Annotated in this window: 17 protein-coding genes; 7 read left to right on the forward strand and 10 right to left on the reverse strand. The window is 60.9% G+C overall.

The genetic code is table 11. The features are described from left to right. Positions 1 to 7: 7 nt before the first annotated feature. Positions 8 to 283, reverse strand: coding sequence for an Lrp/AsnC family transcriptional regulator (locus ACWFVE_RS11050; protein WP_252107234.1), 276 nt, complete (start codon positions 281 to 283; stop codon positions 8 to 10). A 265-nt stretch (positions 284 to 548) separates the two neighbouring features. Here ACWFVE_RS11050 and ACWFVE_RS11055 point away from each other — a divergent pair, with 265 nt between their 5' ends. Further along, the gene (locus tag ACWFVE_RS11055; protein WP_447529322.1) at positions 549 to 863 is read left to right on the forward strand and encodes a high-potential iron-sulfur protein; all 315 of its coding nucleotides are present in this window, start codon (positions 549 to 551) and stop codon (positions 861 to 863) included. A gap of 34 nt (positions 864 to 897) precedes the next feature. On the opposite strand, the gene ACWFVE_RS11060 is transcribed toward ACWFVE_RS11055, so the two are convergent. From ACWFVE_RS11060 to ACWFVE_RS11070, 3 genes are read right to left on the reverse strand one after another with little or no spacing between them, the layout of a single operon-like run. Continuing rightward, positions 898 to 2,484 (reverse strand): SpoVR family protein, encoded by a 1,587-nt coding sequence (locus ACWFVE_RS11060; RefSeq protein WP_447529323.1) that lies wholly within the window; start codon positions 2,482 to 2,484, stop codon positions 898 to 900. Between the two features lie 29 nt (positions 2,485 to 2,513). Beyond that, a complete protein-coding gene (locus ACWFVE_RS11065; RefSeq protein ID WP_447529324.1) occupies positions 2,514 to 3,803 on the reverse strand; it encodes a YeaH/YhbH family protein in 1,290 nt (429 codons plus the stop codon). Positions 3,804 to 3,844: 41 nt separating this feature from the next. Then, positions 3,845 to 5,767 carry a PrkA family serine protein kinase gene (locus ACWFVE_RS11070; protein WP_447529325.1) on the reverse strand — a complete coding sequence of 641 codons (1,923 nt, stop codon included), beginning with the start codon at positions 5,765 to 5,767 and terminating at the stop codon, positions 3,845 to 3,847. Positions 5,768 to 6,057: 290 nt separating this feature from the next. On the opposite strand from ACWFVE_RS11070, the gene ACWFVE_RS11075 reads away from it, so the two are divergent. Continuing rightward, the gene (locus ACWFVE_RS11075) at positions 6,058 to 6,579 is read left to right on the forward strand and encodes an invasion associated locus B family protein (protein ID WP_447529326.1); all 522 of its coding nucleotides are present in this window, start codon (positions 6,058 to 6,060) and stop codon (positions 6,577 to 6,579) included. Between the two features lie 6 nt (positions 6,580 to 6,585). On the opposite strand, the gene ACWFVE_RS11080 is transcribed toward ACWFVE_RS11075, so the two are convergent. Further along, entirely contained in the window at positions 6,586 to 7,629 is a 1,044-nt protein-coding gene (locus ACWFVE_RS11080) for a threonine aldolase family protein (RefSeq protein ID WP_447529327.1), read from the reverse strand. A gap of 167 nt (positions 7,630 to 7,796) precedes the next feature. Further along, a complete protein-coding gene (locus ACWFVE_RS11085) occupies positions 7,797 to 9,818 on the reverse strand; it encodes an FAD-dependent oxidoreductase (protein ID WP_447529328.1) in 2,022 nt (673 codons plus the stop codon). A gap of 168 nt (positions 9,819 to 9,986) precedes the next feature. Here ACWFVE_RS11085 and ACWFVE_RS11090 point away from each other — a divergent pair, with 168 nt between their 5' ends. Next, positions 9,987 to 10,901: a DMT family transporter gene (locus ACWFVE_RS11090; RefSeq protein WP_447529329.1), complete on the forward strand. Its 915-nt coding sequence runs from the start codon at positions 9,987 to 9,989 to the stop codon at positions 10,899 to 10,901. Positions 10,902 to 10,944: 43 nt separating this feature from the next. Next, the gene (locus tag ACWFVE_RS11095) at positions 10,945 to 12,513 is read left to right on the forward strand and encodes a GNAT family N-acetyltransferase (protein ID WP_447529330.1); all 1,569 of its coding nucleotides are present in this window, start codon (positions 10,945 to 10,947) and stop codon (positions 12,511 to 12,513) included. Positions 12,514 to 13,850: 1,337 nt separating this feature from the next. On the opposite strand, the gene ACWFVE_RS11100 is transcribed toward ACWFVE_RS11095, so the two are convergent. The 3 genes from ACWFVE_RS11100 to ACWFVE_RS11110 form a co-directional block, all read right to left on the reverse strand. Continuing rightward, entirely contained in the window at positions 13,851 to 14,153 is a 303-nt protein-coding gene (locus tag ACWFVE_RS11100) for an MGMT family protein (protein WP_447529331.1), read from the reverse strand. 33 nt (positions 14,154 to 14,186) lie between these two features. Beyond that, the gene (locus tag ACWFVE_RS11105) at positions 14,187 to 14,789 is read right to left on the reverse strand and encodes an FMN-dependent NADH-azoreductase (RefSeq protein WP_447529332.1); all 603 of its coding nucleotides are present in this window, start codon (positions 14,787 to 14,789) and stop codon (positions 14,187 to 14,189) included. 187 nt (positions 14,790 to 14,976) lie between these two features. After that, entirely contained in the window at positions 14,977 to 16,428 is a 1,452-nt protein-coding gene (locus ACWFVE_RS11110) for an alanine/glycine:cation symporter family protein (RefSeq protein WP_447529333.1), read from the reverse strand. 221 nt (positions 16,429 to 16,649) lie between these two features. On the opposite strand from ACWFVE_RS11110, the gene ACWFVE_RS11115 reads away from it, so the two are divergent. After that, positions 16,650 to 17,597: an ABC transporter substrate-binding protein gene (locus ACWFVE_RS11115; protein WP_447529334.1), complete on the forward strand. Its 948-nt coding sequence runs from the start codon at positions 16,650 to 16,652 to the stop codon at positions 17,595 to 17,597. Between the two features lie 68 nt (positions 17,598 to 17,665). Continuing rightward, positions 17,666 to 18,397 (forward strand): TVP38/TMEM64 family protein, encoded by a 732-nt coding sequence (locus ACWFVE_RS11120; RefSeq protein WP_447529335.1) that lies wholly within the window; start codon positions 17,666 to 17,668, stop codon positions 18,395 to 18,397. A gap of 19 nt (positions 18,398 to 18,416) precedes the next feature. Here ACWFVE_RS11120 and ACWFVE_RS11125 read toward each other — a convergent pair whose 3' ends face one another. Further along, positions 18,417 to 18,836, reverse strand: coding sequence for a secondary thiamine-phosphate synthase enzyme YjbQ (locus ACWFVE_RS11125; protein WP_447529336.1), 420 nt, complete (start codon positions 18,834 to 18,836; stop codon positions 18,417 to 18,419). 125 nt (positions 18,837 to 18,961) lie between these two features. On the opposite strand from ACWFVE_RS11125, the gene ACWFVE_RS11130 reads away from it, so the two are divergent. Further along, a complete protein-coding gene (locus ACWFVE_RS11130) occupies positions 18,962 to 19,744 on the forward strand; it encodes a M90 family metallopeptidase (RefSeq protein ID WP_447530530.1) in 783 nt (260 codons plus the stop codon). Positions 19,745 to 19,815 lie beyond the last annotated feature (71 nt).

Raw genomic sequence — 19,815 nt, forward strand, 5'->3', positions numbered from 1 at the left:
AAGAAGACTACCAGCCCAGCGAGAACATGGTTTCCAGGTCGTGGCGCGAGTGCACCTGCATGGCGTTCAGGGTTTCCGTATCGCTAATGCCTTCTACCGCGTTCAGGCGCTCGGTCACAAGCTCCGCCAAACTCTCGAAGTCACGGGTGCGGGCAATCGCCACCAGGTCGTAGCGCCCGCAGGTAGAGTATACCTCGCTGATGCCCTCGACCTCCGCCAGCCGCTCAGCGACGCCTTTTACCTGGCCTTTTTCGGTATTAATCAAAATGACAGCGTTTTGCATGGCGCCCTCGTAGGTCAACGTATTTGAATCCAGCGTGTCTAAACGTTTGCCGAGTATACCAGCCCCCACCGTCCCGCCAAACGACGCGATTAATGTGGCCTATTGCCGCGCGGCGTGAAACCCATTAGTCGCGGTGAAACGCATGGGTTAAGGTAGGCTCAAGATAAACACTTTATAATACGGCGAAAATCAGAGCGTCTTTTAGCGCCTCGTCCGTAACGCTTTCAGACCGTGAACCGTTAGACCGAGCAACCAAGGAGACACCATGGCCGATCAGAGCCGGCGTAAGTTTATGCGTGACAGCGTACTGGGCCTTGCCGCCCTGCCGCTGGGTGTTGGCATCATGTCTAAAACCGCTTTCGCGCAGTCGCTGCCGCGTTTGGACCCGAGCGCCCCCGCGGCCCAGGCACTCAACTATGTCGAAGAGGCCGAAAACGCCAGTGACCACCCGTCCTTCAGCGAAGGCGAACTGTGCTCCAACTGCATGTTTTTCACCGAAGGCAACGAAGGCTGTCAGCTCTTTCCGGAAAATAGCGTCGCCCCGAATGGTTGGTGCCAGTCCTGGACGTCAAAAGGTTGATCCCTTCCTACCCTGCCTGCCGGCGGGGTAGTCACTAAGGCTGCGCGCCCTCCTCTGCGCTCGCCTCCTCGACCGGCCAACGGTAGCGATGGGTCACGCGCCCTTCGTCCATGGATACCAGATGGACCGGAAAGCCCCAGAGTTTTTGCAGGTGGCGCATCACCGGATAGACACTACGCTCCAGCGGCCGGCGACTCTCCTGTACGTGATGCAGCGTGAGCGACCGGTCGCCACGAATCGCCGCCTCGAATACCTGTATGTTGGGCTCGCGTAGCGAAAGCGCGTACTGGGCGGCAAGCGCGTCCCGTACACGGCGATATCCCTGCTCGTTGTGGATCGCCCCGATAGCGAGCGTATCGCTTTGATCGTCGTCCACCATGACAAAAAGCTTGAGGTCACGAATCACCCTGGGCGATAAAAACTGCTGGATGAACGACTCATCCTTGAAGTTGCGCATAGCGAACTCCAGGGTCTCCCGCCAGGCAGTGCCGGCGATATCGGGAAACCACGCTTTATCCTCGTCAGTGGGCTCGTCACACAGGCGTTTGATATCGCGAAAAATCGCAAACCCGAGCGCGTAGGGGTTGATGCCGTTGTAGTAGGGGCTGTCGAAGTCCGGCTGGTTGATGACCGCCGCGTGGGACTGCAAAAACTCGAGCATCAGTCCTTCGTCCACGTGACCATCGTCATAGAGCCGGTTCATCAGCGTATAATGCCAAAAACAGGCCCAGCCTTCGTTCATTACCTGGGTCTGGCGTTGGGGATAAAAATACTGGGCCAGCTTGCGCACGATACGCACGATCTCGCGCTGCCAGGGCGCCAGTAGCGGCGCGTTCTTCTCGATGAAGTAGAGCAGGTTCTCCTGGGGCTCTGCCGGGTAGCGACCGCCTTCGTGAAGGCCCAGCGGGTCGTCCTCGCCATGAAGTTGACCCAGTAGCGGCTCGGTTTTCTCAAAAGGCTTAGGAATAGTACGCCAGAGCATGTTGACCTGGGTTTGCAGGTAGGCTTCGCGCTCCTGCTGGCGCGTCGCTTCCTGGGCGGCGGAAATCTTCGATGGCCGCTTGTAGCGGTCCACCCCGTAATTTTGTAGCGCGTGGCAGGCGTCGAGCAGTTGCTCGACGGCGTGGGTGCCGTGGCGCTCTTCGCACTGGGTGATATAGCGGCGCGCGAATACCAGGTAATCGACGATCGAGTCCGCCTCGGTCCAGGTACGGAACAGATAGTTGCCCTTGAAAAACGAGTTGTGGCCGTAGCAGGCGTGGGCCATGACCAGCACCTGCATCATCAGCGTATTCTCCTCCATCAGGTACGCGATACAGGGGTCGGCGTTGATGACGAGCTCATAGGCAAGCCCCATTTGGCCGCGCTTGTAAGCCTGCTGTACGGCCAGAAACTGCTTGCCGAAGGACCAGTGATGATAGCCCACCGGCATGCCCACACTCGCGTAGGCGTCCATCATCTGCTCGGTGGTGATCACTTCGATCTGATTGGGGTAGGTGTCGAGCCGGTACTCGTCGGCAAGCCCGGCCAGCGCCTGGTCGAAACGCTCGAGGATGTCGAAATTCCAGTCCGAGCCCGTCGCTATAGGACCGGGTGCGGAGGCATTGGGGGAGACTCGCATCGCGCCCTCCTTTTCAATTGAGTGGCCGCTCACGCTTGCGCGTGGGAGCGGCGCTTGAACAGCTCGCGAAAAACGGGATAAATGTCGCCGGCTTCGAAAATCTGGCGCATGGCAAAGCGCTCGCTAAAGCGTTTGGCGACGTTCTCATACTCGTGCCAAAGCGACTGATGCTCGTGCGGGGTAATTTCGACGTAGGCGTAGTATTGAAGGTGGGGCATCAGCTCGTTGATCAGCATGTTGCGGCAGATCGAGGAGTCGTCGTCCCAGTTGTCGCCATCGGAGGCCTGGGCCACGTAGAGATTCCACTGGCCGGGTGGATAGCGCTTATGGATGATTTTGTTGACCAGCGTCAGCGCGCTGGAGACGATCGTGCCGCCGGTTTCCCGGGAGTAGAAAAACTCCTCTTCGCTGACCTCCCGGGCGGCGGTGTGGTGGCGCACGAACACCAGCTCGACCTTCTCGTAGTGCTTTTCCAGAAACAGATAAAGCAGCAGGAAAAAACGCTTGGCGATATCCTTGTGGTTCTGGGTCATCGACCCGGACACGTCCATGACGCAGAAAATCACCGCTTGGCTCGAGGGCTGCGGCTCCGGGGCCAGCTGATGGTAGCGAAGGTCGACGGTGTCGATGAACGGCACTGCCTCGATGCGCTTTTCCAGCCGCTCTATCTCGGCCTGCAGCGCGGCAACGCGGGCGGGATTTCTCAAGATGGTGTCTTTGCCCATCTCCTCGGCAAGCGCCGCCTGGGCTTCGCGCAAGGCGCGCTTGATAGGGGCGCGCATGGCGATACGCCGGGCGTAGGCTTCGCGCATCGAGCGGGTCACGCTCATGCGCGAAGGCACGCCGTCGCGGGCGAGCCCGGCGCGCACCATCTTGATCTCTTCCATGGTCTTGAGCGGCGTGCGCTCTAGATGCGGTAACTCGAGGCCGTCGAACACGAACTCGAGAAACTCTTCGCGGCTTAGCGTAAAGGCGAACTCGTCGTCGCCTTGCCCCTGCTTACCGGGGCTGCCCTCGCCGGCCCCTTTACCGTTACCGCCTCCTGGCGGGCGGCGGATCTTGTCGCCTTCCAAAAACTCCTTGTTGCCTGGCGATACCACGGCGCGCCGCCCGCCGGGGCCGTGCTGAAAGACCGGCTCGGAGATGTCTTTGGTGGGAATGGAGACGCTCTCGCCGCGCTCCATATCGGTGATCGAGCGGCGGTTTACCGCCTCTTCTACCGAGCGTTTGATATGGTGGCGATAACGCTCCAGAAAGCGCTGCCGGTTGACGGCGCTTTTGTGCTTCGCGTTCGGCCTGCGGTCGATAAAGTAGGTCATAAAACCTCCAAAGCGTCAGAGCGTTGAGATGGGCGCCTGCACTACTGGGATTTACGCACCCGCAGGTACCACTCCGAAAGCAGCCGTACCTGTTTTTCGGTGTAACCGCGCTCGACCATGCGCGCGACGAAGTCTTCGTGTTTTTTCTGGTCCGACTTCGATGCCTTGGCGTTGAAGGAGATCACCGGGAGAAGCTCCTCGGTGTTGGCGAACATCTTGTGCTCGATCACCCCTCTGAGCTTTTCGTAGGACTGCCAGCTCGGGTTCATGCCGTTGTTCTGGGCCCGCGCGCGCAGCACGAAGTTGACCACTTCGTGGCGGAAATCCTTGGGGTTGGAGATACCCGCGGGTTTTTCGATCTTTTCGAGCTCTTCGTTGAGCAACTGGCGGTTCAACAGCTCGCCGGTATCCGGGTCTCGATACTCCTGGTCCTGAATCCAGAAGTCGGCGTAGGTAACGTACCGATCGAAAATGTTCTGGCCGTACTCGCTATAGGATTCGAGATACGCGGTCTGGATCTCCTTGCCGATGAATTCGACGTAACGCGGTGCCAGAAACTCCTTGATGAAACCGATGTAGCGCTCGAATACCTCGGAGGGGAGCTGCTCGCGCTCCAGCGACTGCTCCAACACGTAAAGCAGATGCACCGGATTGGCGGCCACCTCAACACTGTCGAAGTTGAACACCTTTGAAAGAATCTTGAAGGCAAAGCGCGTGGAGAGCCCTTGCATGCCCTCATCGACCCCGGCGGCATCGCGGTACTCCTGGATCGACTTCGCTCGCGGGTCGGTGTCCTTGAGATTCTCACCGTCGTAGACGCGCATCTTGGAGTAGACGCTGGAGTTTTCCGGCACCTTGAGCCTTGAAAGAATCGAGAACTGCGCCAGCATGCGCAGGGTGTCCGGCGCGCAGGGGGCCTGGCTCAGCGACGACTCCTCGAGCAGTTTCTGGTAGATGCTCACCTCTTCCGAGACCCGCAAACAGTACGGCACCTTGACGATATAGACCCGGTCCAGAAACGCTTCGTTGTTGCGGTTATTGCGAAACGCCTGCCACTCGGACTCGTTGGAGTGGGCCAATATCACGCCGTTGAACGGGATCGCGCCCATGCCCTCGGTCGGGTTGTAGTTACCCTCTTGCGTTGCCGTCAAAAGCGGATGCAGCACCTTGATCGGCGCCTTGAACATCTCGACGAACTCCATCAACCCCTGGTTGGCGCGGCAAAGCCCGCCGGAGAAGCTGTAGGCGTCCGGGTCGTCCTGGGAGAAGAGCTCGAGCTTGCGGATATCGACCTTGCCGACCAGCGAGGAGATATCCTGGTTGTTCTCGTCGCCGGGCTCGGTCTTGGAGATCGCGATCTGGTTGAGCCTTGAAGGATAAAGGCGCACCACGCGAAACGAGGAGATATCGCCGCCGGCCTCCTTCAAGCGCTTGGCCGCCCAGGGCGACATCACGCTTTTCAAGTAGCGCGGCGGGATACCGTACTCTTTTTCGAGCACTTCGCCGTCCTCTTCCGGCGAAAACAGCCCCAGAGGCGACTCTTGAACCGGCGAATCCTTGAGCGCGTAAAACGGGATGCGCTCCATCAGAAGCTTCAGGCGCTCGGCAAGCGAGGATTTACCGCCGCCCACCGGCCCCAGCAGGTAGAGAATCTGCTTGCGCTCCTCGAGGCCTTGGGCTGCGTGGCGAAAGTAGGCCACGATCTGTTCGATGGCCTCTTCCATGCCGTGAAACTCGGCAAACGCCGGGTAGCGTCGGATCACTTTATTGGAAAAAATGCGCGAAAGGTGCGCATCCTTCGCAGTATCGATCACCTCGGGCTCGCCGATCGCCTCCAGCATGCGCTCGGCGGCGCTGGCATAGATTTTAGGATCGCGTTGGCAAAGGGCGAGATACTCCTCGAGGGTCAACTCTTCTTGCTGTGTGCGTGCGAATCGGTCTTGAACGTGATCAAAGATGCTCATGAAACTCTCCTGTGACCAAGCCTCAGGCATACCGCCTACTCACACATCTCAAACGCGGCGTGCCAAACGGGGTGTCGTTCTATCAGCGTAGTCAGCCACACAAAAAGTGAGGACAAAACCTTCAACGCTAAGAGCCGCGAAGGTTTAAAGCGTACCGAAGACGTAGCGGCCGATTTCTACACGCGAGGCTGGAACATGGGACTTGCCTTATGTTCGAATGCAGGTAACCATTTATTACATGATGGCGGCCGCTTCGGCTCGCCCTTTGCAAACCCGGGAGATATGAACCCATGCCGATTCGTCGCGCGCTGATGACCGCTCTATTACCCCTGCTCGCCGCTACCGCCGCTTCCACGGCTCAGGCCCAGCAGACGAGCGCCCCCAACGTCGAAACTCAAAGCTTTCAGGATTGGGAAGTGGGCTGCCCTTCGGGGGCCGGCCAGCAGCAGGGCTGCTCCATGAGCCAGATCATCAACAACCCGGACAGCAACGAGCCGCTGATGCGCGCCATGGTCGGCTACCCGCCTCAGGCCCAGGGCAACGCGGTCATGGCCTTCATGCTGCCGCTGGGCGTGAATCTGGCGCCGGGTATGCAGCTGCAGGTGGATAACAACGAGCCGGTCGGCTTCCCCTACCAGTTCTGCCACGAGCAGGGCTGCCGCGCGGATCTTCCGCTGGAGCCGAGCATGCTGCAACAGCTACGCAGCGGAAGTAGCGCCACCGTCAGCGCCATCGCCCCGGACGGCCAGCGCCTGGACGTGAACCTGTCGCTGATGGGCTTTACCAACGCAAACCAGGAAATCGCGCCCTAAAAGTACCTAGGCCATCGCCGCGCTGACGTCGGCCAGAAGCTGGTCGAGCAGCTCGACGGTGGTGTTCCAGGCGCAGACAAAGCGTGCCCCGCCCGCGCCAATGAAGGTATAGAAGGTCCAGCCCTGGGCCTTGAGCCGTTCGACCACGTGGGGCGGAAGCTCCACGAAAACGCTATTGGCCTGGGTGGGGAACATCAGCGAAACACCGGGAAGCGCCGCAAGGCCTTCCGACAAATAGCGCGCCATGGCGTTGGCGTGCTGAGCGTTGGTGAGCCAAGCACCGCTTTCCAAAAGCCCGAGCCAAGGGGCGGAGACGTAGCGCATTTTGGACGCCAACTGGCCCGCCTGCTTGCAGCGGTAGGAAAAGTCTTCGGCCAACTCACGATTGAAAAACAGAATCGCTTCGCCAAAGGCCAGGCCGTTTTTGGTGCCGGAGAAACACAGCGCATCCACTCCCACCTGCCAGGTCAACTCCGCCGGCGTCGCGCCCAGGCTTGCGCAGGCGTTAGCAAAGCGTGCGCCGTCCATATGCAGGCGCAGGTCGTGCTTATCGGCCACCGCGCGAATCGCTAGAAGCTCCTCCCGAGAATAAAGGGTGCCGACTTCGGTCGCCTGGGTGAGGGATACCACCTTGGGCTTGGGATAGTGGATATCGGATCTTTTAGTGACCAGCGCCTCGATGCCTTCCGGGGTCAGCTTGCCGTTGGCGCCTGGCGAGGTTAAAAGCTTGGCGCCGTTGGAGAAAAATTCCGGCCCGCCACACTCGTCGGTTTCGATATGCGCAAGCTCGTGGCAGATCACGCTATGGTAGCTGCGCCCCATGGCCGAGAGCGCCAGCGAATTCGCGGCGGTACCGTTGAAGACGAAAAAGACGTCGCAGTCGTAATCGAACATCTCACGAAAGCGATCCGCGGCGCGGGCAGTCCAGCTATCGTTACCGTAGGCCAGGTCGTCGCTGTCGTTGGCTTTTAAAAGGTACTGCATCGCTTCCGGGCAGATACCGGAGGTATTATCGCTGGCGAGAAATCGGGGGGTGCACTCCGAGGCCATGATGGCTGGGTCCTTTTGGCTGACGATCATGAAGCGAGCTGGGTGCCACCCGCTTACACAATGAACGAACACCTTACGGCGCGGCGTACGCGCCATAAGACAAAAGGCTAGTCTAGCGCTAATTCGACCGGGTCGTCACCCGGCCCTCCCAAACGGTGCTTCGAGGATCAAAGCGAGGCGGCCAACCGCATGCCCTGGTCGATCGCCCGCTTGGCGTCGAGTTCAGCGGCCTCATCGGCGCCGCCGATCACGTGTACTTCGGGGCCGGCCTGCTCGAGCGGCGCGAGCAGATCGCGCACCGATTCTTGCCCGGCGCACACCACCACCGTATCCACCTTGAGCACCTGCGCTTCGCCCGCCAGGCGAATATGCAGGCCTTCGTCATCGATGCGCACATACTCGCAGCCGCTCAGGGTTTTCACCCCGCGGGCCTTAAGCGCCGCGCGGTGCACCCAGCCGGTGGTTTTGCCCAGGCCCTTGCCGGGCCGGGTGGTCTTACGTTGCAGCATGGTGATACGCCGGGCCGGCGCCGCCGGTGCCGGCGCCTTGAGCCCGCCGGGCTCATTGACCGCCATATCCACGCCCCACTCTTCGCACCAGGCGGCAATAGAAAGCGCCGGGTGGCTCTGATGAGCCAAAAGCTCCGAGACGTCGAAGCCGATACCGCCGGCGCCGATCACCGCGACCTCCCGCCCCACGCGCTCCGGGTTTTCGATCGCCTCGGCGTAGCTCAATACGCTGGGGTGATCCGCGCCGGGCAGCGTGAGTGTACGCGGTGTCACGCCGGTGGCGATCACGACGACATCGAACTCGCTCAATGCCTCCAGGGTGGCCTCGGTATTCAAACGCACGTCCACGTCGTGCTTATCGAGCATGACGTGAAAATAGCGCAGCGTCTCGTCGAACTCCTCTTTACCGGGGATTTTGCGCGCGTAGTTGAACTGCCCGCCCAGCTCGCCGCGGCGCTCGAAAAGCGCCACCCGATGGCCCCGCTCGGCGGCGGCCACCGCCGTTGCCAAGCCCGCCGGTCCGCCGCCGACCACCGCCACCCGCCGGGCAGCAGCAGTAGGCGCCAAGCTAAACTCGGTTTCGTGGCAGGCCCGCGGGTTGACCAGACACGACGTCAGCTTGCCGGCGAAGGTATGATCCAGACATGCCTGGTTGCAGGCGATACAGGTGTTGATCTCTTCCGCTCGCCCGGCCTCGGCCTTTTGTATCCACGCCGGGTCGGCAAGAAACGGTCGCGCCATGGAGACCATGTCCGCGTGGCCATCGGCAAGTACCTGCTCGGCCACCTCGGGCATATTGATGCGATTGGTCGTAATCAAAGGAATCGAAAGCGAGGAACGAATGCGCCGGGTCACCTCGGTAAACGCCGCTCGCGGCACGCTGGTAACGATGGTCGGTACACGCGCCTCGTGCCAACCAATGCCGGTATTGATCACGTTGGCCCCGGCCTCCTCGATCGCCTGGCCGAGGGCAACCACTTCCTCCCAGGTGCTGCCGTCTTCCACCAGGTCGATCATCGACAGGCGAAAGATAACCAGAAAGCGCTCGCCGACCGCCTCGCGAATACGCCGGACGATCTCCACGGGAAAGCGGATACGCGCTTTGAAATCGCCCCCCCAGGCGTCGTCGCGGGTGTTGGTACGCCGACAGATGAACTGGTTGATCAAATAGCCTTCCGAGCCCATCACCTCGACGCCGTCGTAGCCCGCCTCTTGGGCGAGCATAGCGCAGCGCACGTAGTCGTCGATTTGACCTTCGACTTCCTGGGTCTCGAGCGCACGCGGCGTGTGCGGGTTGATCGGCGCTTGAAGCGCCGAGGGCGCGACAAGGTGTGGAGAGTAGGCGTAGCGCCCGGCGTGCAGAATCTGCATGCACAGATACCCGCCTTCAGCATGCACTGCCTCTATCACCTGGCGGTGTTCGTCCAGTTGGCTCGAATCCGTCAAGGCATTCGCCCCTTCGAACACCGCGCCTTCCGGGTTGGGCGCGATACCACCGGTCACGATCAGACTCACCCCCGCCCGGGCGCGCTCGGCGTAAAACGCCGCCAGGCGAGCAAAGCCGTTCGGCGTCTCTTCCAGGTTGGTATGCATCGAGCCCATCAGTACGCGATTGGGCAGGTTTAAATGCCCCAGCTGAATCGGGGCAAAGAGGTGCGGGTAAACGGGCGGCTGCGTCATCACGGTCTCTCGCGTTTTATTTAAATAGTCGGCTTTAAAATATTCAAACAAGCGTATGACATTGATGCGACGCCGTACAGACCTTTGAGCGCGCCCTTTGAGCCACGCCCTCTTGCTCAGAGCGTCAAAGCGCGTCACATTACCCGGCTAACCAGCAGGGAACTCGCTATGCCATTGATTTACTTTCTCGCGCCGCTGGCGACGGTGGTGATCTGGTCGGGCAACATGACCATCAACCAGCTCACCGTCGGCGCTATTGCACCGAGCAGCATCGCCTTTTTACGCTGGCTTTTGGCGCTTGTCGTCATGACGCCGTTCGTGCTGCCCACTGCGCTCAAACATCTCCCCGAGATCAAACGCCACTGGCCGAAGCTTGCCGTGCTGGGGCTTTTGGGCATGGGGCTCTGGCAGGGGCTTGCTTATGTTGCCGCCGAGAGCACTACTGCCACCAACATGGGGATTCTGGCGGCCATGGTGCCGCTTTTGACCGTGCTTTTGAGCGCGCTGATTCTGCGCGAGCCGCCGACCGTTGGCGGCGTGGTCGGCGGGCTATTGGCGTTTATAGGCGTAAGCGTTCTGCTCGGCCAGGGCAACCCGCTTTCGCTATTGAAGCTCGAGGTGGCGTTTGGTGATGCGCTAATGGTCGTTGCCGCCATCTGCTACGCTCTTTACGGCGTCATGCTCAAGCGCTGGCAGATGAACCTGCCCCCTTGGGTACTGCTTTACGGCCAGGTGTGCTTTGCGGTGCTTTTTTTGCTGCCGCCTTACCTACTGGGGCCAATGACGCCGGTCGACGCTCAAAACGTGTGGCTGATTCTCTACGCGGGCATTCCCGCCTCGATCATTACCACCTTTTTGTGGATGCGCGCGGTGCGCCAAATCGGCGCCAACCAATCGAGCATCTTCATCAATTTGATGCCGCTTTTTAGCGCGCTGATCGCCATGGCGTTTCTGGGCGAGCGCATCGCAGGTTTTCATCTCTTCGGCGGTGTTCTGATTTTGGCCGGCGTCATCATGGCGCAAACGTTGACACGACCGCTGGTCGCCGTCCCCGGTAATAAAAACCGCAGCGCGCAGCAGTGATACACTAGGCTAACGACTTTTTTTATGGTGGGTACCCAATACTATGTCCCTGGAAGAACTGCACCTTAATCTTCGCAATCTGACAAGCGACGACTACGACCAATTGAAAACGCTGATGGATGCGGTCTATCACGACATCGGCGGCGCCTGGCCCAGACACACGATCGACAAGCTCATCCAGGAATTCCCCGATGGCCAGATAGCGATCGAGGACGACGGCATTTTGGTCGGCGTGGCGCTGACCGTACAGGTGGATTACGACGCGTTCTCCAACCCCCACCGCTACGACGACCTGATCGGCCATCGCGAAGTCATTTTGAATGACGAAGAGGGCGATGCCATGTACGGGTTGGACGTGCTGATTCACCCGGACTACCGCGGCTACCGGCTGGGCCGGCGCCTTTACGAAGCGCGCAAGGAGCTTTGCCGCTCGCACAACCTGCGCGCGATTCTCGCCGGCGGGCGTATCCCCGAATATCACCAGCACTCCGACAAGCTGACCCCGGCCCAGTATATCGACAAGGTCTCGCGCAAAGAGATCTACGACCCGATCCTCTCTTTCCAGCTCGCCAACGACTTCCAGGTCAAGCGGCTTTTGCGCAAATACCTGCCGGAAGACGAGCAGTCCCGCGGCTACGCGACGCTTTTGGAGTGGAACAACATCCTGTTCGAGCCCGCCGAAAGCGTGCTGGATACCCGCCCCACCCAGGTACGTGTCGGCGCGGTGCAGTGGCAGATGCGCGAATTCTCCTCGGTGGAGGCCGCGCTTCAGCAAATCGAGTACTTCGTCGATGCGCTGTCGGATTACCAAAGCGACTTCGCGGTGTTCCCGGAACTGTTCACCACGCCCTTGATGGGGCTTCAGGACCGCGCGGCGCAGCAGGACCAAATGGCGGCCATCCGCTTTCTGGCAGGCTTTACCGAGCGCTTCAAAAGCGAGCTTTCGCGCATGGCGGTCTCCTACAATATCAACATTGTAGGCGGGTCGATGATCGAGGCAGGCAAGGACGACCGGCTTTATAACGTGGCTTACTTGTTCCACCGCGACGGCGAGATCGAAAAGCAGGCGAAGCTGCACATCACCCCTCAAGAGCGCCGCGACTGGGTCATCGAAGGCGGCGACGAGCTGCGCGTATTCGATACCGACGCCGGCCGGGTGGGCATTTTGATCTGCTACGACGTCGAGTTTCCCGAGCTTGGCCGGCTGCTGGCCGACCAAGACATGGATATTCTCTTCGTGCCCTTCTGGACCGACACCAAAAACGGCTACCTGCGCGTACGCCACTGCGGCCAGGCCCGGGCGATCGAAAACGAGTGCTACGTGGTGCTGTGCGGGAGCGTGGGCAACCTGCCCTCCATCGAGAACCTGGACATCCAGTACGCCCAGTCGGCGGTATTCACGCCGTCGGACTTCGCCTTCCCCCACGACGCAGTGCTGGCGGAAACCACGCCCAATACCGAGATGATCTTCTTCTCGGATTTGGACCTGACCCGCCTGACGGTCGTACGCGCCGAAGGCTCGGTGACCAACATGAAAGACCGCCGCAAGGACCTGTTCGACCTGCGCTGGCGCGACTGGTCCTGGAAGTCCGGCGCGAATCTGGACGACTAAGACGGTAGCCCCATAACGCCAGAACCGGATTTTATTCGTGGTTCGCCACATACCGCCGATGGCGGCAATCCACCCTTGTAGGAGCCCGATTCATCGGGCGATGGAGGCGACAGCCTCCCCTGTGGGAGAAGGCGAAGCTATTGGCCCGGCAACCCAAGCGGTGCGCTGCATCGCTGGCTGAAGCCTGCTCCTACGGGGGGTTGGGCATACCTGGTGGCGCAGTACTCGCCAGCGACGCCTCCGGCCCACAGCGATTTATCAGCGGCCCGGCATACCACCGATGACGGCACCCCACCCTTGTAGGAGCCCGATTCATCGGGCGATGGAGGCGCCAGCCTCCCTGTGAGAGAAGGCGACAATATCGGCCCGCCAACCCAAGCAGCGCGGTGCGCTGCATCGCTGGCTGAAGCCTGCTCCTACGGGGGGTTGGGCATACCTGGTGGCGCAGTACTCGCCAGCGACGCCTCCGGCCCACAGCGATTTATCAGCGGCCCGGCATACCACCGATGACGGCACCCCACCCTTGTAGGAGCCCGATTCATCGGGCGATGGAGGCGCCAGCCTCCCTGTGAGAGAAGGCGACAATATCGGCCCGCCAACCCAAGCAGCGCGGTGCGCTGCATCGCTGGCTGAAGCCTGCTCCTACGGGGGGTTGGGCATACCTGGTGGCGCAGTACTCGCCAGCGACGCCTCCGGCCCACAGCGATTTATCAGCGGCCCGGCATACCACCGATGACGGCACCCCACCCTTGTAGGAGCCCGATTCATCGGGCGATGGAGGCGCCAGCCTCCCTGTGAGAGAAGGCGACAATATCGGCCCGCCAACCCAAGCAGCGCGGTGCGCTGCATCGCTGGCTGAAGCCTGCTCCTACGGGGGGTTAGTCCACATCAAGTGGCGCGGCACTCGCCGGCGACGCCTTCGGCCCGCAGCGATTTATCGGCGGCCCGGCATACCCGCGATGGAAGCACCCCACCCTTGTAGGAGCCCGATTCATCGGGCGATGGAGGCGCCAGCCTCCCTGTGGGAGAAGGCGAAATTATTAGCATGCCAACCCAAGCAGCGCGGTGCGCTGCATCGCTGGCTGAAGCCTGCTCCTACGGGGGGTTGGGTATACCTGGTTGTGCGGCACTCGTCGTCGACGCCTCCGGCCCGCAACGATTTATCGGTGTGCCGGCATACCACCGATGGAAGCCCCCATCCTTGTAGGAGCCCGATTCATCGGGCGATGGAGACGCCAGCCTCCCTGTGAGAGAAGGCGACAATATCGGCCCGCCAACCCAACCCAACCCAAGCAACACGGTGCGCTGCATCGCTGGCTGCTGGTTAAAGCCTGCGCCTACGGGTGGTCGGGCCACACCAAATGACGCGGCACGCGGCCTTTAGCGTCGAAGGCCACGCCTTCGGCGCGCAGCTTTTCGTGCTGGCGCGTTGCGCCGCCGTGGTCGGCAAGCTTTAGGCTGGCGGAGATCACCCGGTGCCAAGGGAGCTGATGACCTGCGGGGAGGTGGCGCATGGCGGAGCCGACCGAGCGCGCGGTGGCGCCCTCGGTCATGGCGGCGATGCGCCCGTAGGTGGTCACCCGGCCTTCGGGTATTTGCGCCACGATGGTGTAGATTTGCTCCAAAAGCGCCGGGCGCACCGCACCTCCCCGTCTAGATGATTTCGAATGCGTTTAAAGCGTGCCGACCAGCTGGTCGATGCCCTGGTAGGCTTCCTTCAAGGCGCCATCGCGCTGCTCTTCGCCCATGTTCAGGCCTTCGGCAAAGACGATGTCGACATCGGTAATGCCCATCAAGCCTAGCATGGTTTTCAGGTGCGGCGTTTGGCTGTCGAGCTCGGTGCCGGCGTACTGGCCACCGCGCGCCGCTAGAATGATCGCCCGCTTGCCCTCGACAAGACCGACGGGGCCAGTATCGGTGTAGCGGAAGGTTTCGCCAGCGCGCAGTACCCGGTCGAACCAGGCTTTGAGCTGCGAGGGTACGCCCAGGTTGTACATGGGCACCGCGATGACGATGACGTCGCTTTCACGAAGCTCTCCCAGCATGTCGTCGGAGTAAGCGGCCAAGCGCTTTTGCTCGTCGCTACGCTCTTGTACCGGGGTTTGCCAGGCGGCGAGCTCGGCAAGCTCCAGGTGCGGTAGCGGGTTGGCCACCACGTCGCGAACGCGCACGTCGACACCGCGGGCGCTGGCCTGGGCGTTGAAGTGGCTCGCCAAGGCGTTGGACTGGCCGATTTCCCCAAGAATGGAGGAGGTAACGAGTAAAGCGCGGGTCATGCAAAGCTCCTGAACACGAATGAAAAGCGCTATTTTACGTCGATTTTATAAAACGTTAAGCGCATTCTTTCGGGCCATTAGTTCGATAAAAGCGATTTATCGGCATAAAAAAACCCCGCCTTGCTCAGGCGAGGTTTTGCATTGCGCTCTGGTATTCGCGCGCCAGTACCTTCGGGTACTTTACGCGTTAGTCGCGATCGGGCCAGGCATTGGGGTCGACCTTGTTGGCAAGCCTGGGAAACTGCCGGGGCCGGAAAACCGGCTCGTGGCCTGCCTTGAGCTGTGCTTCGTAGTCGCGAAACAGCGCAAAGGCGACGGGCGACAGCATCAGGATCGCGATCAGGTTGATCACCGCCATCATCCCCATGGAGAGATCGGCGAAGTTCCAGATAGCCCCCAGGCTCGCCACCGAGCCCACCATGATCATACCCAGCACCGCCAGGCGGTAGATCAATATGGCCACCGGCGCGCGCCGCCCGGCCAGATACTCGATATTGGACTCGCCGTAGGAGTAGTTGGCGATCAACGAGGTGAACGCAAACAGCAAAATGCCCACGGCAATGAACGCGCTGCCCCACTCGCCCACGTGGCTTGATAGCGCCATCTGGGTCAGTTGGATGCCATTGTTCTCCTCACCCGCCAGAAGCTCCGGGCCGGACATGATAATGATGGCCGCCGTGGCGGTGCAGATCACCAGCGTATCCAGAAACACGCCGAGCATTTGAATAAAGCCCTGAGCGGCCGGGTGGTCCGGACGAGTGCTGGCGGTCGCTGCGGCGTTCGGCGCCGAGCCCATACCCGCCTCGTTGGAGAACAGCCCGCGCTGAATACCGTTCATGATCGCCTGAGAGATCGCATAGCCAGCCACGCCCCCCGCCGCCTGCTCGAGGCCAAACGCGCCGCGAATGATCGTCATGAACGCTGCGGGCAGATCCGCCGCGTTCAACGCGACCACTACCAACGCCAGAATCAGGTAAAGAAGCGCCATGAGCGGCACGACAAGCTCGGCCACTTTGGCAATGGACTTGAGCCCACCGAAGATGATCGGCGTGACGATGACGATTAGCACCAGGCCCATGACCCAGGTAGGAATCTCGAACGCCTGCTCCATGGCCTGGGCAATGGAGTTGGCCTGAACGCTGTTGAACGCCAGTCCAAACGCGATGATCAGGCACACCGAGAAAAGCACCGCCATCCAGCGTAGGCCCAGCCCGCGCTCGATATAGCGCGCCGGTCCGCCGCGGAACGTATTGTCGCCGTGGTCGACCTTATAAGCCTGGGCCAGGGTGGACTCGATAAAGCTGGTGGACATCCCCACCACCGCGGTCATCCACATCCAGAAAATTGCCCCGGGGCCGCCGTAGTAAATGGCCACGGCCACGCCGGCCAAATTGCCCGTACCCACCCGCGCGGCAAGGCTTGTAGAGAGCGCCTGAAACGAGGAAATACCACCGTTGGCTTGGCGCGAGCTGCGCAACAGCTTGAACATGTGCCCAAAGTAGCGCACCTGAATGCCGCCGGTGCGCACCGTGAAGTAGAGCCCGGCACCAATCAGCAGGTAGACCAGCACGCTACCCCAAAGCAGGCCGTTGCCGCGGTCGACCAGTGCGGTCAGCAGCGGCGGAAGAGAAAAATCCATAAAGGCACACCTTAATTTATAACCTGTAAGCCGGGCCATTCTTCACGCCTGCACCAAAATGGCAAGCGATTTGATTAATTTCACCCCCCCAGGTGGCCTGGCAGAGTTCGACCTTTATGGCACCAGTGACTATCTTGTTTAGCGTCTTTCATGAAGCGCTGCGCAATGGGCCGTCCCATAAAAAGCGCAGACGAAGGCGACAAACAACGACAGGAGACAGTATGAAAGTGCATCCCTTGGCCGCCCGGGTGGCCGTTTCCGCTCTGGCGCTTGGCGCCGCGTGCGGCGCAGCCCCCGCCGCACTGGCCGACAACGACACCCTCGATTTCGGCGTTCCCGCCTGGCCTGGCATCACGGTCAAGACCGAAATCGCCGAGCAGCTTTTAAACGCGCTGGGCTACGATACCCGCGCCCAGCAAATCGGCCTTCAGGTCATTTATCAGGGGATCGAAAGCGGCGACATCGACGCGTTTTTGGGTGTATGGCTACCCGCCCAGCGGGAGATGTTCGAGCCGCGCAAGGCGTCCGGCGTGCTGGTGGATGTCGCCAACAACGTGGACGGCGCGCAGATGACGCTGGCGGTGCCCGAGTACACCTATGAAAACGGCATTCAGAGCTTTTCTGACCTGACCGCCAACCGCGACATGTTCAACGGGCAAATTCTGGGGTTCGGCGCGGGCTCGGCGGCCAGCGAAATTCTCCAGGAGGCGATCGACAGCGACGCAAACGGCTTTGGCGACTGGCGCCTTCAGGATACCAGCGAAGTGGGAATGCTTAGCGCCGCGCAAGACGCGATCAACCGCGAAGAGCCGGTGGTCTGGGTCGGCTGGACGCCGCACTGGATGAACCTTGAGCTCCCCATGCGCTATCTGGACGACCCCAACGACCTGTTCGGTGAAAACAACGGCGAAAGCGAAGTGCTCACGGTGCTGCGCAGCGAATACGCCGACGCCCATCCGAACGTGGTGACCTTTTTCGAGCAGTTCACCTTTAGCGCCGACGAGCAGAGCTGGATGATTCAGGCCTTCGGGCAAGAGGAGGGAGACTTATCCGAGGTCGCCAGACAGTGGATGAGTGACCACCCCGAGCGCCTCGAGGACATGCTGGCCGGGGTGACCACCGCCGACGGCGAACCCGCCTGGCCGGTCGTCGAAGCAACGCTCGATTAACGACATCTTCAACCCACCGGCCGGCTAGCGTATGCTGGCGCTCTTTAGAACGGCCGGTGGTGAATGGGATGTCACGCACGCTTTGGAAAGGCCTTGGCCTGATGGCCATACTCATTGCCGTAGTATTTGCCTGGTGGTGGCTCGATCGCGCCGGCTTCATGACGGCGGAAGGCCTCGACTCGAGCATCGCCTACGTCAGCCAGTGGCGGCGCGCGCCGTGGATGTTCGCGGCGGTCATTTTGACGTATAACGTGCTGTTGCTGGTGATGTTTCCCCTCACCTTGCTGGTCGTGGCCACCGGCTTGCTGTTTGGCCCGGCCTGGGGGCTTTTCTACGCCATTCTGGGAACGCTCAGCTTTTCGATTCTCTCCTACTGGATCGGCCACTGGCTGGGGCGCGACGCGCTGATGGATTACGGCGGCCGCCACCTGCGCGGGCTATCAGGCTATCTTTCCAAGCGCGGTATCCGCACCATGATTTTGATCAACGTGATACCGCTGGCGCCGTTTACGTTGACCAACATGCTGGCCGGCGCCTTTCATCTGCGCTTTCGCGACTACATGATCGGCTCCACCTTGGGGCTGGTACCCAGCCTTGCGATCATCATTTTACTGGGAAGCCAGCTGGGCGCGCTGCTGACCGCGGCCAGCCGTGAAGAGGTGCTGTTCGCACTGGCCGGCCTGGTACTGGGGGGAGCGCTACTGTTCGGTTTAAAGCGCTACGCCGATGCGCGCAGCGCCCGTCGCAAGGCACTACGCGACAAAGTACTTCGCGATAAAGTACTACGCGACAAACAGTGACCGCGTTCACCGGGGCGCCTTACTCGCCTTGCAGCGTGATCACCAGTTGGCGGCTGCCGCCGTGGTTGCGATGCTCGCACAGGTAGATCCCCTGCCAGGTGCCCACGTTCAGCCGGCCCCGGGTGACGGGGATTTGCACGCTGGCGCCCAAAAGGCTGCCTTTCAAGTGCGCGGGCATGTCATCGCTGCCTTCGAATACGTGCTGATAAAAAGGCGCGTTTTCCGGCACCGCCTTATTGAAGTAGCTCTCGAAGTCGGCTCTTACCGTAGGGTCGGCGTTTTCGTTGATCGTCAGCGACGCCGACGTATGCTTGATGAAAACGTGCAAAAGGCCGACCTCGACCCGCGCCATGGCGCTGAGGGCTTTCGAGACCTCGTCCGTAATCAAATGAAAACCCCGGGCGCGCGGCTCCAGACTGATTTCCTTTTGTGACCACATGGGCTTTCCTCGCGTTGTGATAATGCGTTGTAAGATGGGCCTTGCCCGCACGCCTCCACCGCACTGGAGAAACCTGGCGAAGCCAATAACGATACGCAGCTTTACCATAGAGGTTAAAAAACGTGATGCTCAACCGGTGGTTTAAACGCTCGACGCCCGTGCCTTTCGCCGAGACCTGGCAAAAAGCGCAGGAGCGCACGCCACTACTCGCCGCGCTCTCCGAGTTCGAGGCCGCCCGGCTTGGCGAGCGCGCCAGGCACTTTCTAAGCACCAAGCGCCTGACCCTGCACAAGGCGCTAGAAGGCGTGCTCTTCGACGATGCGGACCGGCTGGCGCTGGCGGCTCAGGCGTGCCTGCTCACGCTTGGCTGGAACCAGGCCGAGCACCGCGAAGCGTTTGGCAACGTACACGAGATCGTCATTTTGCCCGATAGCTTCACCCGCGAGGTCGAGGAGATGGATGAATTCGGCGTGGTGCACCACCTCACTGACGAACGCGCCGGCGAAACCTCCTACCAGGGCCCGGTCGTCGTCTCCTATACCGACCTTCAAGATAGCGGCGGCTTTACCGGTTTCAACGTATTGATCCATGAGCTTGCCCACAAGCTCGATATGGGCAACTCGATGGATATCGACGGTTTTCCGCCGCTTCCCCGCTCGCTGACCGCCACTCGGTGGCACGCAGTGTTCACCGAGGTGTGGGACGACCTGGCCCGCTGTATCGCGGCAGGAATCGAGCCGCCCATCGACGACTACGCCGCCAGCCACCCGGGCGAGTGCTTCGCGGTTTGCTGCGAATACTTCTTCACCGCCCCGCGGCATCTGGAAAGCGCCTATCCGGCGCTCTTTGCGCTGCTTTGCGACTACTTCAACCAGTCGCCCCTGGCACGTCTCGACACTCTTGCTTGATCGTGCCCTCCTCTCGATCCGACATCGAACACGCTCACGCCTCATCCATTTTTGGACAACAATCGCTTTGG

Source organism: Vreelandella mediterranea, from assembly GCF_970647075.1.